At 66.1% G+C, this 13,544-nt stretch carries 19 protein-coding genes; 6 read left to right on the top strand and 13 right to left on the bottom strand.

Annotated elements, in window-relative coordinates; translation table 11 throughout:
• Nucleotides 1-14 precede the first annotated feature (14 nt).
• From OH705_RS04340 to OH705_RS04320, 5 genes are read right to left on the bottom strand one after another with little or no spacing between them, the layout of a single operon-like run.
• Nucleotides 15-770 carry an ABC transporter permease gene (locus OH705_RS04340; protein ID WP_038706411.1) on the bottom strand — a complete coding sequence of 252 codons (756 nt, stop codon included), beginning with the start codon at nucleotides 768-770 and terminating at the stop codon, nucleotides 15-17.
• Nucleotides 770-1,975: an ABC transporter substrate-binding protein gene (locus OH705_RS04335; RefSeq protein ID WP_094011348.1), complete on the bottom strand. Its 1,206-nt coding sequence runs from the start codon at nucleotides 1,973-1,975 to the stop codon at nucleotides 770-772. Before OH705_RS04335 ends, OH705_RS04340 begins: the two co-directional genes overlap by 1 nt.
• Nucleotides 1,962-2,783: an ABC transporter ATP-binding protein gene (locus tag OH705_RS04330; RefSeq protein WP_267301132.1), complete on the bottom strand. Its 822-nt coding sequence runs from the start codon at nucleotides 2,781-2,783 to the stop codon at nucleotides 1,962-1,964. The genes OH705_RS04335 and OH705_RS04330 overlap by 14 nt, the downstream gene beginning before the upstream one ends.
• Nucleotides 2,780-3,844, bottom strand: coding sequence for an acyl-CoA dehydrogenase family protein (locus OH705_RS04325; protein WP_023633026.1), 1,065 nt, complete (start codon nucleotides 3,842-3,844; stop codon nucleotides 2,780-2,782). Before OH705_RS04325 ends, OH705_RS04330 begins: the two co-directional genes overlap by 4 nt.
• Nucleotides 3,845-3,892: 48 nt before the next feature.
• Nucleotides 3,893-4,453 carry a carboxymuconolactone decarboxylase family protein gene (locus OH705_RS04320; protein WP_038706414.1) on the bottom strand — a complete coding sequence of 187 codons (561 nt, stop codon included), beginning with the start codon at nucleotides 4,451-4,453 and terminating at the stop codon, nucleotides 3,893-3,895.
• 102 nt (nucleotides 4,454-4,555) lie between these two features.
• Here OH705_RS04320 and OH705_RS04315 point away from each other — a divergent pair, with 102 nt between their 5' ends.
• Entirely contained in the window at nucleotides 4,556-5,470 is a 915-nt protein-coding gene (locus OH705_RS04315) for an AraC family transcriptional regulator (protein ID WP_104445145.1), read from the top strand.
• 8 nt (nucleotides 5,471-5,478) lie between these two features.
• On the opposite strand, the gene OH705_RS04310 is transcribed toward OH705_RS04315, so the two are convergent.
• The 4 genes from OH705_RS04310 to OH705_RS04295 form a co-directional block, all read right to left on the bottom strand.
• On the bottom strand, nucleotides 5,479-6,357 hold the full coding sequence (locus OH705_RS04310) for a DMT family transporter (protein WP_023631060.1): 879 nt from the start codon (nucleotides 6,355-6,357) through the stop codon (nucleotides 5,479-5,481).
• A gap of 124 nt (nucleotides 6,358-6,481) precedes the next feature.
• The gene (locus OH705_RS04305; protein ID WP_267301128.1) at nucleotides 6,482-7,057 is read right to left on the bottom strand and encodes a GNAT family N-acetyltransferase; all 576 of its coding nucleotides are present in this window, start codon (nucleotides 7,055-7,057) and stop codon (nucleotides 6,482-6,484) included.
• A gap of 117 nt (nucleotides 7,058-7,174) precedes the next feature.
• Nucleotides 7,175-7,594, bottom strand: coding sequence for a RidA family protein (locus tag OH705_RS04300; protein ID WP_267301126.1), 420 nt, complete (start codon nucleotides 7,592-7,594; stop codon nucleotides 7,175-7,177).
• 87 nt (nucleotides 7,595-7,681) lie between these two features.
• On the bottom strand, nucleotides 7,682-7,894 hold the full coding sequence (locus tag OH705_RS04295; RefSeq protein WP_031315336.1) for a PLDc N-terminal domain-containing protein: 213 nt from the start codon (nucleotides 7,892-7,894) through the stop codon (nucleotides 7,682-7,684).
• Nucleotides 7,895-8,021: 127 nt separating this feature from the next.
• Here OH705_RS04295 and OH705_RS04290 point away from each other — a divergent pair, with 127 nt between their 5' ends.
• Complete coding sequence (locus OH705_RS04290) at nucleotides 8,022-8,771, top strand: SIR2 family NAD-dependent protein deacylase (protein WP_094011345.1); 750 nt, start codon at nucleotides 8,022-8,024, stop codon at nucleotides 8,769-8,771.
• Nucleotides 8,772-8,789: 18 nt separating this feature from the next.
• Here OH705_RS04290 and OH705_RS04285 read toward each other — a convergent pair whose 3' ends face one another.
• Together OH705_RS04285 and OH705_RS04280 are read right to left on the bottom strand one after the other, a co-directional pair.
• Nucleotides 8,790-9,257: an FAD/FMN-containing dehydrogenase gene (locus tag OH705_RS04285; protein WP_094011446.1), complete on the bottom strand. Its 468-nt coding sequence runs from the start codon at nucleotides 9,255-9,257 to the stop codon at nucleotides 8,790-8,792.
• Nucleotides 9,258-9,318: 61 nt separating this feature from the next.
• Nucleotides 9,319-9,933, bottom strand: a complete 615-nt coding sequence (locus tag OH705_RS04280) for a LysE family translocator (protein WP_038706417.1) — start codon at nucleotides 9,931-9,933, stop codon at nucleotides 9,319-9,321.
• 112 nt (nucleotides 9,934-10,045) lie between these two features.
• On the opposite strand from OH705_RS04280, the gene OH705_RS04275 reads away from it, so the two are divergent.
• Nucleotides 10,046-10,498 (top strand): Lrp/AsnC family transcriptional regulator, encoded by a 453-nt coding sequence (locus OH705_RS04275; RefSeq protein ID WP_038706418.1) that lies wholly within the window; start codon nucleotides 10,046-10,048, stop codon nucleotides 10,496-10,498.
• 25 nt (nucleotides 10,499-10,523) lie between these two features.
• Here OH705_RS04275 and OH705_RS04270 read toward each other — a convergent pair whose 3' ends face one another.
• Nucleotides 10,524-10,874, bottom strand: a complete 351-nt coding sequence (locus OH705_RS04270; protein ID WP_023632956.1) for a hypothetical protein — start codon at nucleotides 10,872-10,874, stop codon at nucleotides 10,524-10,526.
• 247 nt (nucleotides 10,875-11,121) lie between these two features.
• Here OH705_RS04270 and OH705_RS04265 point away from each other — a divergent pair, with 247 nt between their 5' ends.
• From OH705_RS04265 to OH705_RS04255, 3 genes are all read left to right on the top strand, one after another.
• Nucleotides 11,122-11,301, top strand: coding sequence for a hypothetical protein (locus OH705_RS04265; protein WP_031316984.1), 180 nt, complete (start codon nucleotides 11,122-11,124; stop codon nucleotides 11,299-11,301).
• A 73-nt stretch (nucleotides 11,302-11,374) separates the two neighbouring features.
• A complete protein-coding gene (locus tag OH705_RS04260; RefSeq protein ID WP_094011343.1) occupies nucleotides 11,375-11,755 on the top strand; it encodes a glycine zipper domain-containing protein in 381 nt (126 codons plus the stop codon).
• A 207-nt stretch (nucleotides 11,756-11,962) separates the two neighbouring features.
• On the top strand, nucleotides 11,963-13,213 hold the full coding sequence (locus OH705_RS04255; protein WP_094011342.1) for an aspartate aminotransferase family protein: 1,251 nt from the start codon (nucleotides 11,963-11,965) through the stop codon (nucleotides 13,211-13,213).
• 3 nt (nucleotides 13,214-13,216) lie between these two features.
• Here OH705_RS04255 and OH705_RS04250 read toward each other — a convergent pair whose 3' ends face one another.
• Nucleotides 13,217-13,519: a hypothetical protein gene (locus OH705_RS04250; protein WP_023630477.1), complete on the bottom strand. Its 303-nt coding sequence runs from the start codon at nucleotides 13,517-13,519 to the stop codon at nucleotides 13,217-13,219.
• Nucleotides 13,520-13,544 lie beyond the last annotated feature (25 nt).

The following is a 13,544-nucleotide window of genomic DNA, read 5'->3' as shown; positions in this document are numbered from 1 at the left end:
CGCGCTCTCGTTCTTCAGGCATGCACCCAGCGTCGATGCAGCGCCCGCGCCAACGTGTCGAGCATGAACCCCAGTGCGCCGATCAGCAGCACCATCGCCATCAGCTCCGAATAGGCCAGCCGGTCGCGGGTGTCGAGGATGAAATAGCCAAGCCCTGCACTCACCCCGAGCATTTCGCACGGCACCAGCACGATCCACAGGATGCCTATGGCCAGGCGCACGCCGGTCAGCACATGGCCGATCACCCCGGGGATGATCACCTTGCACAACGTCTCCCAGCGCGTGGCGCTGAGGCTGCGGCTCAATTGCAGCCAGCGCGGGTCGAGCTGACGCACCCCGGCGGCGGTGTTGAGCAGGATCGGCCACAGCGCGGCGAAGGCCAGCAGGAAGTAGATCGGCTGGTCGCCCACGCCCATCAGCATCACCACCACCGGCATCCACGACAGCGGCGAGATCATGCGCAGGAACTGGAACGCCGGCGTGGTCGCCGCCTCCAGGTGGCGATAGCTGCCCACCAGCAGGCCCAGCGGCACGCCGATCAGCAGCGCCAGCAGCAGGCCGACGAGGATGCGCTCGAGGCTCACCCAGATATGCCCGTAGACCTCGCCCTGCCCCAGCAGCTCGATCAGGCTTTGCAACGTGGCCTGGGGCGCGAAGCGCGCCGACAGGCCATCGGCGGCGCCAAACAGGCGCACCCCCGCCCACCACAGCAACAGCAGCGCCGCCAGGCCCGCCAGGCCCAGGGCGCCATGCACGAAATGCCTGCGCATCAGACCGCGAACTCCTCGCTACGCTGGAAGTTCTCGGCAATGCCGAACGCCGCCGGGCCACCCACCTCGGCAATGGCGTTGCGCACGAATCGATCGTCCACCAGGTCGCGGGCGGTCTGGGCCGGGTCGAGGGCGGCAAGGAAATCGCTCTCGCCGACGATCAGGGTGTTCTTCAGGCGCTTGACCAGCTCCTCGGTGTAGCTGGGGAACGGATAAGGCTGGAAGTCGATGCGTTTCTCGTCCCACTGCTGGTGCTGGATCGCGCCGCTGGCGATGTAGCCGGCACGGTCATCGACCGATGGCGCCAGTACCTTGGTCAGTACCGCAGGTTCGTGCGGGGTGTACTTGTTAGGGCCGGCCTTGGACAGCAACGCCGCAGCCTCGGCGCGGTGCTCGCGGGTCCAGTGCTGGGCCTTGACGATGGCGTTGACCACCTTCTGCGACCACTCCGGGCGATTGTTCAGGTCATGCTCGTGCATGAACACCACGCAGCAGGCGTGGTTGCGCCAAACGTCGCCGGTAAAGCGCTGCACGCGGCCGACCTTGAGGTTCTCGGCCAGGGCGTTGAACGGTTCGGCGACGATATAGCCGGCGATGCGCTTGCTGGCCAGGGCCGGCGGCATGTCCGAAGGCGGCAGCACCAGCAGGTTGACTTCGTTGTCCGCCAACTGCGCGGTGGCGGGCTTGGACACAGGCTTCAGGCCGTTGTCGGTGAGCATCTGCTGCAGCACCACGTTGTGGATCGAGTACCAGAACGGAATGGCCACGGTCTTGCCGCCGAGCTGCTTCATGTCGGTGATGTCCGGGGCCACGGTCAGGCCCGAGCCGCCGACGTGGTTCCAGGCAACGACCTTGGCCGGCACCTTGCTGCCGTAGCGCGCCCACACGGTCATCGGCGACAGCAGGTGGATGACGTTGACCTGCCCGGAGATGAACGCCTCGATCACCTGGGCCCAACTGCGCAGCAGCACCGGGCGCTCGGCCTTGATGCCCTCGGCCTCGAACAGGCCGTTGTTGTGCGCCACCAGCAGTGGCGTGGCATCGGTGATCGGCAGGTAGCCGATGCGCACCGGCGCGTCCGGCTCGGCGGCGGCGCGGGCCTGCAGGCTCGACAGCAATGGCACGGCGCCGGCGGCGGTGAGCATGGCGCTGAGCTTGAGAAAATCGCGACGGGACGTGGTGGAACAGCAGTCATCCATGCACATGGACAGCCTCCGAGGGCAAGGGGGATGGAGTGGGTTCGGCTGTGCGGCTTGCCCGCCGAAGGGTCTTGAGGATTTCGATACGCAGCGCGCCCAGTTCCTCGACCCGCTGCGCGCGCGGCTGCGGCAGGTCGATGTGCCACTGGCCGAGGGTGCGCGCCGGGTGGTTGCCCAGTAGCAGCACGCGATCGGACAGCAGCAGGGCTTCGTCGATATCGTGGGTGATCAGCACGGCGGCGGTATTGTGGGTGGCGATCAGTTGCAGCAGCAGTTGCTGCATGTCGGCGCGGGTCACCTCGTCCAGTGCGCCGAATGGCTCGTCCAGCAACAGCACCTCGGGCTGGCGCGCCAGGCAGCGGGCCAGCGCGGTGCGTTGGGCCATGCCGCCGGACAACTGCGCCGGGTACTGGCAGCGGGCGTGGGCCAGGCCCACCGCGTCGATGGCGTGGTCGATACGCGCGCGCCGCTCGGCCGCCGCCAGCTTGGGCTGGCGGGCGAAGTCGAGGCCGAAGGCGACGTTCTTCTCCAGGCTCAGCCAGGGCAGCAGGCTCGGGTCCTGGAACGCCACCGCCAGGCGCGGGTGCGGCCCCTGCAGCGGCTCGCCGCGCAGCTGCACGCTGCCGCCACGGGCCTGCTGCAGCCCGGCCAGCACGCGCAACAGGCTGGACTTGCCGACCCCGCTGGGGCCAAGGATGGTCACCACCTCGCCTGGCGCCAGCTCCAGGTCGAACTGTTCCAGCACCGCCTGCCAGCCACCGTCGCGCGGGTAGCCCAGGCTGATGTCACGGGCTTCGAGCAGCACCTCGGTCATGCGCTGGCCGCCTGGCGTTGCAGTTCGGCGCGCAGCTGCACCAGGCTCGGGGTGACGATCGGCACGAACGCCGACTCGCGCCAACGCCGGGCGAAGCCTTCGCCATAGGCCGTCAGGTAGGCCTTGCCACCGCTGGCCTGAAGTTCCAGCTGCACGGCGTCGGCGGCACATTCGGCGAGGGTGATGCGCAACTTGAACAAGGCGGCCGGTTGCCCCTGGAAGCGCCCGTCGAGCAACCCCTGCTTGAGCTCGCCGACGGTATTCTCCAGGCGTTCCTTGAGCACCTGGCGGGCCTCTTCGAGGAACGAGCCACGGCCCTGCAGGTGCTCCTGCACTTCATCCAGCGCTCGCCGGGCCAGGCCCATGGCCATGCCGCACTGCAGCGCCAGGAACGCCGGGCGCACCTTGGGCAGAAACTCGCGGGCGTTGTCATGCAGCAGCCAGTCGCGGGCCAGTGGCACCTGGTGGAACGCCAGCGCCGCGGTATTGCTCGACTGCAGGCCCATCAGTTGCAGATCGTCGGAGCGCTCCAGGCCCGGCGCGTTGGAGGGAATGGCGACCACGAACGGTGCACCGCCGGCGTCATCCTCGATGGCCGCCGCCACCACGAAACCGCGCTTGCGCAGGTTGGTCACCCAATGCAGCCGACCTTCGAGGTTCCAGCCATCGGCCGCGAGGCGGCCACGCACCTGCAAGGCCTCGATGCCGGAGAGAAACTTCATGGCATTGGACAGGCCGGTGGCCCCGGCGAGTTCGCCCTTGAGCAAGTCGGGCATCAGCCGTTTGCACAGCTCCCGGTTGGGGCTTTGCAGCAGGTATTCGATGAAGGCGCGCTGGCCCCAGCAGACGAAGGCCGCGGCCAGCGAACGACTGGCGATGGCGGCAATGGCCTCGACCGCCTCGCTGACGTCGCCGCCCGTGCCACCCAGGGCCGGGTCGACGCCGATACGCAGCAACTGCGACTCGGCGATCTGCGCCAGCACCAGGTGCGGATCGCACTGGCCCTGGTCGATGGCCTCGGCATTGGCATCCAGCCACTGTCCAAATGCATGGTCAAGCATGTCCCTAACTCCTTGTGAAACGCCGGGCGCGCCGGCATCAGGCCTCGGTCAGACCGAAGGCTGCCAGCGGTATTTGCCAAGCTCGTCGTTGAGCGGCGTCTGGGCGAACACATTAGCAAAGTTGCACAGGGTTGCGAGGCTGATACCGAGAATCACTTCCAGCGCGTTGCCTTCGCTGAAACCGGCTTCACGGAAGGCCTGGTAGGTGGCGTCGCTGACATTGCCGCGGGTGGCGATCACTTCCCGGGCGAACGCGGCCAGGGTCTCGTAGCGGGCGTCGGGCAGTTCGCCGCGGGCGCGCAGGGCATCGACCACTTCCTGGGGCAGCTTGGCCTTGTTCAGCGCCACGGCGGTGTGGCCGGCGACGCAGAAGTCGCAGCCGTGCTGGGTGGCGGCGATCAGCTGCACCACTTCGCGCTCGGCCAGGGTCAGCTCGGACTTGCCGTTGAGCGCCGAGACGGTGACGTAGGTTTCCAGCGCCGCCGGGGCGTTGGCCAGGATGCCCAGAAGGTTGGGGATGAAGCCGGAGTTCTTCTGCGCGTTCTCGAGGAACGGGCGGGCGGCTTCCGGAGCGGTCTGCAGGCTGTGTAGAGTGATGCGCGCGGACATGGAGTGGTCTCCTTTGATGTAGGTCGCTACAGTCTGTTGGTTATAAGAAGTAGCATCCATATTCATCAGTCGCCTTTCCTTGCTCCAGAGTCCTTGCATTAGATGATTTCTTCCAGCCCCCTCGTCGATTGGTTATTAGATAGCCTGGAGCTCGATGCCAGCCTGTTCCATGTGGGCCGCTACTGCGGCGGCTGGCACGCCAGCACCCAGGGCCTGGGCCGGGCCAGTTTCCACCTGGTGGTGCAAGGCCATTGCTGGCTGCACATCGACGGCCAGGCGCAGCCGCTGCGCCTGGAGAGCGGTGATGCGGTGTTTCTCTTGCGTGACCTGGCCTATCGGTTGTCCGGCGACGAAAATGCCGCCGACGCCTGTGCCCAGCCGCGCCGGAGCATGCAGGCGCTGGACCTGGAAGCCGGGGATGGCGTCGGGCTGGTATGCGGTTTCTTCCACTTCCAGTCGGGGTTGTCGTCGCTGATCGTCGACGGGCTGGCGGACTGGATCCTGCTGCGCGCCAGCGACCCCGCCGGCAGCGCGGCACGGGCGCTGTTCGGGCTGATCCTCGAGGAATGCCGGCGCCCGCAGCCGTCCCAGGCGCTGCTCGAACGCCTGACCCACCTGTTGTTCCTCTATGTGCTGCGCCAGCAGGCACACGATGGCCAGGCGCTGGGCGGGCTGGTCGCCCTCGCCCGCCAGCCGGCCTTCGCCGGGTTGCTGGAGCGCTTGATCGAGGCGCCAGGCCAGGCCTGGACGCTGGAGGCCATGGCGGCCTGCGCGGGGCTGTCGCGCTCGGCGTTCTTCAAGCGTTTCAACGAACTGGCCGGGCAATCCCCCGGACAGGTGCTGCTGGCCCTGCGCATGCGTCATGCCTGCCAGTTGCTCAAGGCCGGCAATACCGTCGAGCAGGTAGGCGCGCAGGCCGGGTATCAGTCAGTGGCGGCCTTCACCAGGGCGTTCGCCAAGGCTGTCGGTGTACAGCCGGGGGCGTACCGCAAGCAGCACGAAGGACGCGTGGGATAAAGGGGCGTTCAACGCCGCCGCTGCATCCAGGCCGCCCCCAGGCCGCTGAGGCAGATCACCGCGATGCCGACCAGGCTGGTGCTGTCCGGTATCTGCCCGAACACCACCAAGCCCAGCAACCCGGCGAACACGATCTGGCAATAGCTGAACGGCGCCAGCAACGCTGGTGCCGCGTAGCGGAACGCCTGGGTCAACAGCAGGTGGGCGGTCATCCCGCAGCCGCCCAGCGCCAGCATAAGCGGTACATGCGGCCACTGCGGCGTCTGCCAGAAGAACGGCACCAGCGCCGTCATGATCAGGGTGTTGCACACGCCCGCGTAGAAATTGCTGGTGGTCGGGCTGTCATGGGCCGCCAGCTTGCGCGTCAGCAACTGGTAGAAGCAAAAACCCAGGGCCGAACCGAAGGGAAACAGGATTGCCGGGGTAAACATCGCGCCGCCTGGGTGCACTACCACCAGCACCCCGACAAAGCCCATGACCACGGCCAGCCATTGTCCCGGGGTCACCCGCTCCCCGAGTAGCGGCACCGACAATGCGGTGACCAGCACCGGGGCGAGAAAGTTGACCGAGGTCGCCTCCGCCAGCGGAAGGTACTGCAGCCCGGCGGTGAACAGCAGGCTGGTGCTGAGCAGGCTCAGCGCACGCAGGGTTTGCAGCAATGGCCGGCGGGTGCGCAGTACCGCCAGGCCAGCCTTGGGCAGGAAGATCCCGGCCATCAGCAAGGTGTGCACCAGGTAACGGACCCACACCACCATGATGACCGGGTAGATCCCGCCGAGGAATTTCGACAAACCGTCGTGGCTGGCGAACAGGAAGGTAGCCACCACCACCAGGGCGATACCGCGCAGCGGCTGGTTGACTCCGGACAACGGTGTACTGGAACTCATGGGGCTCTCGGGCGATTGCCCCGGCATGGCGCCCGGGCATGGACGGATTCTAGAAGAGAAGCCACGGGGTGGACAAAGCATTGTGGTCCAATCAGTACATTCCGTTCGCTGATCGGCCACTTTCTCACATGTCCATCACCGCCCGCGATAATCGCTGGCCGTGAGAACGCAAACCTTGCTGTGCTCGACCCGCAGACCTTCTGTGCAGTCGCTGAGTCACCAGGAAGTTGCACAACAACGGCTCGTCATCCAGGACAATCTCCCGCACGGGCCGTGGCAGGTCGCCCAGTACTGCCTGACAGAACGCCAGGGCCGGGGCATCCTCGCGATAACACCGCACCAACCAGTCGCCTTGACCCTGGCACAGCGTGCGTCGCGCTACCGCCAGGCCCACGCCCTGGCGGCGATATTTCTTGAGCACGAACAGGTCGGCCAGCTCCCAGGCGTCGATGCCGGTCAGTTCACTGCGCTCGATAAGCAGGAAGCCGGCGATGAAACCGTCCACCAGTATCAGGCTGGCGCTCCAGCCCGGAGTTTGCCAGTAGCGAGTGAAGTGCGGCTCGTGGAGGTAGAAGCGCCCGTCCGCCTCGACATCTTCCTGCTCCCAGTCCGAGGACTCGTAGGCGTAGAATTGGTAGAGGTTGCGCACCAGGTCGGCATGCTCGGGGCCGGTCTGGAGCAGCTCGACAGGGAGGGTCATGAAACAGGCTCGATGAATGCGGGAGCGCGAGTCTACCTGGGCGCCCAGGCGTTTGCAGCAGAGGCGGTATCGCATCCACCCTCGCGGCTCGCCGCCAAGACGATGGATGCGGGTTTGTCACGCCTGCGGCAGGGCCGCCACCGCGTCCACTTCCACCAGCATGCCGTCCAGCGCCAGGCGGGGCACCGGGATCAAGGTGCAGGTCGGGGTCATCCGGCCGCCCCAGGCATGCTCGGCCTCGGCCACCCAATGGCGCAGCCGTGCCTCGGAATGGTCAACCACCAGCAGGGTGAGCTTGCATACGTGCTCGAGCGTTGCCCCACGTGAAGCCAAGGCGATCTTCAGGTTCACCAGGGCCTGGCGCGCCTGCTCGTCGAAACGTGCCGACAACTTGCCTTGCAGGTCCTCGCCGCCCTGGCCGGCGATGTACAGCAGGCGGCTGCCCGCGCGTACCTCGGCGACGTGGGAATAGGCATTGCCACTGGGGTCGTAGAGCCCTTCTGGGTTGCTCAGGGCAAAGGCGGCTGGCTGGGTCATGGTATCGCTCCATCAATGGAAAGAGCGGCCGAGTATCAAACCTCAGGTTAAGTCGAGGTCAAGCCCCAGCCACGCCTTGATTGGCGCCTATTTTTCCTGCAGGACCGCCCTGCCCTTCACTGCCCGTGGTCCGCGCCAGGCCCAGAACAACAAGCCTGGGAAAGGTGCATAAACGACGAATACCACCCACAGCATCTTGCGCTCGGCGCGTCGATCACTGCCGATGATGTGCCAGATCGCCCAGATTTCCAGCAGGATAACGACGAGCGCGACAACGAACCAGATTGTTCCGATTTCCATGAGTCTTCTCCTATTGGCTGTACTGGCTTGGTCTTCCGCGCGCGCCGAGGGTTCACTCGGATCTTGTCCGACCCGCGGCCCACTGGCACAGTGACCGGCCGCCCTGCACCGCACCATGGAAGCCCTCATGCCATTCGATCCGACGCTGCTTGCCCAGGCCCGCCACGTGGTGGTGTTCACCGGTGCCGGGGTGTCGGCGGAAAGTGGCATCGCCACGTTTCGCGACAAGCTGACCGGCCTGTGGGCGCGCTTCGATCCGGCGCAACTGGCCAGCGCCGAGGGCTTTCGCGCCGATCCGGCGCTGGTCTGGGGCTGGTACCAGATGCGCCGCGCCGGGATCGCCAAGGCCGAGCCCAACGCGGGTCACCTGGCCATCGCCGCGCTGGCCGCGCAGGTGCCGAAGCTGACCCTGGTGACGCAGAACGTCGACGACCTGCACGAACGCGCGGGCAGCCGTGCCGTGCTGCACTTGCATGGGCGGCTGAATGCCTTTCGCTGCCTGGACTGCGCGCGCCCGGCGGATGAGCCCGTGGCACTGCCCGAGGATGCCGTACACGGCCGCCGCATCGAGCCGCCGCGCTGCGCTTGCTGCGCCGGGCCGTTGCGCCCCGGGGTGGTGTGGTTTGGCGAGATGTTGCCCGAGGCGGTGCTGGAGCAGGCCTTCGCCGCCGCGCGACAGTGCGATGTACTGCTGTCGGTAGGCACCTCAGGCCTGGTACAGCCGGCGGCCTCGATACCTCGCATGGCACTGGCGGCAGGGGCGACGGTGGTGCATGTCAATCCGCAGCCTGTGCCCTGCGAGCATCCGCGGGCGTTCATGCTGCCCGGCAAGGCAGGTGAGGTGCTGCCGCAACTGCTGCGCCAGGCCTTCGCCTGAGCTACCGGGCAGGCCGGTTCAGCGGCCAGCCTGGTCCAACGCCGCCTTCAGGGCATCGGCATCGGCGTAGCTGTTGCGCGCTGCCACCACGCCGTGATCCAGCGCCAGCCACAGCACCTTGCCCTCATCCCCGGCATAGCGGCTGGCAACCCGACCTTTGCGGTCAAGCAGTACCCGGTAGCTGTAGTCGCGCATGGCAGGGATGGCGAACAGCTTGCTGATCAACGCCGGCATGCGCTGGATATCCGCGACGAACACGGCGTGCCGCGCCTCCAGGTAGCCTTTGGGCTGTTCGGCCAGCGCCGCCTTGACCAGCTTGGCACCGTCCATGTCGCGGGCGACCAGCAGGATGCGGGTATCGGCCCCCAGGCTGTAGGGCTGGTCGTACTGATCGAGCAACGTCCAGGGCGCGAGGGTTTCGCCGGGTTGCGCGGCGTGGGCCACGAGCGCCAACAGGCTGAGCAGAAGTGCGGCGGCGTATTTCATGAGGATCAGGTCCGGTTTGTGGGGGCCGTCAGCATAGCCCAACCCGCCGTGCCTGACAGGCTCAACGCAACTGCCCGGCAATCAGCCCCGCGGCAATCAGGATCATCACCGCGCCGGACAACCGCCCCACGGCCTGCGCCGCGGCAGGCCGGGTGCGTAGCACGGCCTTGGCGCCGTAGCCGACCATCAGGTAGATCACCAGCGAACTGCCCAGGTGCACCAAGCCCAGCAGCAGGATCTGCAGAGGCAACGGCCAGCTCGACTGCGGGTCGGTGAACTGCGGCAGCAAGGCCAGGAACAGCAGGAACACCTTGGGGTTGAGGCCGCTGACGCACAGGCCCTTGAATGCCCAGCGCGACCCCGAGTCCTGCCCACCAGCCGCGCCGGCCTCGGGCACCGCCGGGCTCAGCAGCAGGTTGCCGCCCAGCCACAGCAGGTACACGCACCCAGCCAGGGTCAGCAAGGTCAACGCCAGCGGGTGACCGGCGATCAGACTACCGACCCCGGCTGCCACCACCAGGGTGACGAGCAGATGCCCCGACAACATGCCCGCCACCGCCGGCACGACCCAACGCCCACGCATGCCGGCCGAGATGGCGTAGGCCCAGTCGGCGCCGGGGGTCATCACGAACAGCAGGGAAACGGCCCAGAACGCCGTCAGTACACTCATGGCCATTTCGAGCCTTCCTTTCACACAGGTTTCGATGAAAGAAAGACTACGGATATCGCCCGGGGATTTTATTTCGTATATTTCCCGGAACAAGCCAAACAATGGAAGAATCTTCCTAATGGATCGAATCGATCGCAAGATCCTTGCCGAGCTGCAAAAAGACGGGCGCCTGTCGGTGACCGAACTGGCCGAGCGCGTGGGCTTGAGCCTGTCGCCCTGCCACCGGCGCCTCAAGGCACTGGAGGACACAGGCGCCATTCTCGGTTATCACGCCCGCCTGGCCCCGGCGGCCCTGGGCTTGAATTTCGCCGCGCTGGTATTCGTGACCCTGCGCGAGGTGACCCGCCAGCCGGTGGCGGACTTCGAGGCGGCGCTGGCCGAGATCCCGCAGATCGTCGAGGCCCAGCGCCTGTTCGGCGACCCCGACTACCTGCTGCACGTGGTGGCCAGGGACCTGCCGGCCTTCCAGAAGCTGTATGACGAGCAACTGACCAGCATTCCCAATGTGAAGCGCCTGAGTTCGACGCTGGTGATGAAGGAAGTGATTCAGGACCGGCTGCTGCCGATGTGACCCTGCGCCGCTGGCCGAGTACAGCCTACAGGCAGGTGGCGGCTGCCGCGCGTCGGCGCAGGGCCATGCCGTCGTTCTTCTGCGCGTAGTAGTCCACCCGCGTGCCGCCGGCCTGGGCATAGACGTCGACGAACGACTCGGCCTCGCGGGTGTACACGGTGAAACCACCTTGCTTGCGGGCCTCCAGGTAGCCGCTGGCGTCGACCCCGAAGGTGTTTTCTTCCTGCCAGCTGAACTGAATGCACTGTGCCACCAGATCCGGCGTCTTGTGCGAATCCAACTGCGCGGTGGGTGCGCCGTTGCGCGCCGCTTCCATGGTCGACGATGCACAGCCCGCCAGCAGCAGCGCCACGGTGATCGGCAGAATTGCTCGCATGTTCCATCCTCGGGACAAAAAAAGAAGGTGACTCTAGCACTGCCGGGGCACGAGTGTGGTGTTTCACAAATAACGACCATAACTCGCGGCGATTTTTGGTCGTATTTGCAAAACATCACACTAGGTGAATCACCGCTGCCGTTCATCGCCGCCGCAATAAAATCTTGCGCGACAAAGAACCAAACTGATCGCCTCGTGTCTCAGGAGGTACCGCGTAAACCGTTGCGGATCAAGGACCTATAACGTGATGAAACGCCTTGCAAGCCTTTCCATGATCGCCACCCTGCTGCTGCTCGGCGGCTGCTACAGCAATCATTACCACGACGATGACGATGGCTGGCGCGACCGTGACCGCGGCCACCGTCACCACCATCGCCATGACCGCGACGATGACGACCGCCAGTACCGTGACCGCTACTACCGCTGAAGCGTCCTTGCAACCCTGACTCGCCGCGAGCGTGCGGCAATCTACCCCTGATGATTCCCCTGAGGTTCATAACATGCGTCTGACTCTGCCTTCCCTCGCTCTCGGCCTGCTGCTCTGCCAGGGCGCTTTCGCCGGTGACGGCACCGCGGCCATCGGCGGCGGCCTGGGTGGCGCCCTTGGCAACGTCGTGGGCAAACAGATCGGCGGCAGCGCCGGCGCGGCGATCGGCGCCGGCCTCGGTGGCGCGGCCGGCAGCGCGGTAGGCGCGCGCAAGGGCAACCGTACCGAGGCGGCCATCGGCGGCGGCCTGGGCTCGGCGGGCGGTTCGCTGATCGGCGGCAAACTTGGCGGCTCCAACGGTTCGACCATCGGTGCCGGCCTGGGCGGCGCGGCTGGTGGCGCCATCGGTAACCACATGGGCGACAACAACCGCAAGCACAAGCGTCGCCACTGATCCCAACGGTCGAAGGCTCGAAGCGAATCAGCAAAAGGCGGCTGCCCCTTAAGGGACAGCCGCCTTTTTCTTTGGCGCGATTTCAGCGCTAGGCAACGCTCTGCAGAAATTCATGAATCAAAGGAATGACGGCAATCCAATAAATCGTTTGCGGATACCCCCTGCACGCTTCGATATTCACGCCATCGAATCACAGGCGCCGCGCACATGAATCAGCCAAGCATCAGCCAGTCCATTGCCATCGTTCACCCGATCACGCTTTCCCATGGTCGCAATGCCGAAGTCTGGGATATCACCGGCAAGCGCTACATCGACTTCGTCGGCGGCATTGGCGTGCTCAACCTGGGCCACTGCAATCCGGCGGTAGTCGAAGCGATCCAGCAGCAGGCCACGCGCCTGACCCACTACGCCTTCAACGCGGCGCCCCACGGCCCCTACCTGGAGCTCATGGAGCGCCTGTGTGAATTCGTCCCGGTCAGCTACCCGTTGGCCGGCATGCTCACCAACAGCGGCGCGGAAGCGGCGGAAAACGCGCTGAAGGTCGCCCGGGGCGCCACTGGCAAGCGCGCCGTCGTCGCCTTCGACGGCGGCTTCCATGGCCGCACCCTGGCCACCCTCAACCTCAATGGCAAGGTAGCCCCGTACAAGCAACGCGTGGGGGAACTGCCAGGCCCGGTCTATCACCTGCCCTACCCCAGCCCGGACACCGGGGTGAGCTGCGAACAGGCGCTCAAGGCCATGGAACGCCTGTTCAGCGTGGAGTTGGCGGTGGAGGACGTGGCGGCGTTCATCTTCGAGCCGGTGCAGGGTGAAGGTGGTTTCCTCGCCCTTGATCCAAGCTTCGCCCAGGCCTTGCGCCGCTTTTGCGACAGCCACGGGATACTGATCATCGTCGACGAGATCCAGTCCGGCTTTGGCCGCACCGGGCAGCGTTTCGCCTTCCCCCGACTGGGTATCGAGCCGGACCTGCTGCTGCTGGCCAAGAGCATCGCCGGTGGCATGCCCCTGGGCGCGGTGGTCGGCCGCCGGGAGATCATGGACTCGCTGCCCAAGGGCGGCCTGGGCGGCACCTACTCGGGCAATCCGATCGCCTGTGCGGCGGCCTTGGCGAGCATTGCGCAGATGACCGACGACAACCTCGCCACCTGGGGCGAACGCCAGGAACAGGCCATCGTCGCACGCCATGCGCGCTGGAAAGCTGCAGGGTTGCCCAGCTCGCTCGGCCGCCTGACCGGGGTCGGCGCCATGCGCGGGCTGGAGTTCGTCAACGGCGATGGCAGCCCGGCACCGGCGCAACTGACCAAGGTGCTGGAGGCGGCGCGTGCCAAGGGGTTGCTGCTGATGCCAAGTGGCAAGGCGCGGCATATCATCCGCCTGTTGGCGCCACTGACCATCGAGGCCGAGCTGCTCGAGGAAGGACTGGATATTCTCGAGCAGTGCCTGGCTGAACTGGGGTAAGGCTTACAGGCCCAGCTCTTCGGGGGTGGGCATGTCGCATTCGAAGGCGATCCAGCCGCCTTCGAGTTCGGCATGGCCGTTGACGATCAGGCCGTAGTAAGTAAGGCCATTTTCCAACGTGACGCAGATGTGCGTGGCGCCTTTTTCCGGTGCCGCGAGTGTCCCGACGAAATGCACCTTCTTCAGCACTTCGGTTACCGCCTCCAGGCCCACGCGCATGTTGCTGTTCTCCGCAGCCTCGGTATCGCCCCCACGGTCTTCGGCGCTGACGGTCACGGTGGCGATGTAGGGGTATTTGCTGCTCAAGCGGGGTTACCTCGGGGTATGGGGC

Source organism: Pseudomonas sp. BJa3, assembly GCF_026343815.1.
Lineage (GTDB): Bacteria > Pseudomonadota > Gammaproteobacteria > Pseudomonadales > Pseudomonadaceae > Aquipseudomonas > Aquipseudomonas soli.
Note: the sequence above shows the minus strand (reverse complement) of the source record. Positions and strands in the feature narration are given on the sequence as shown.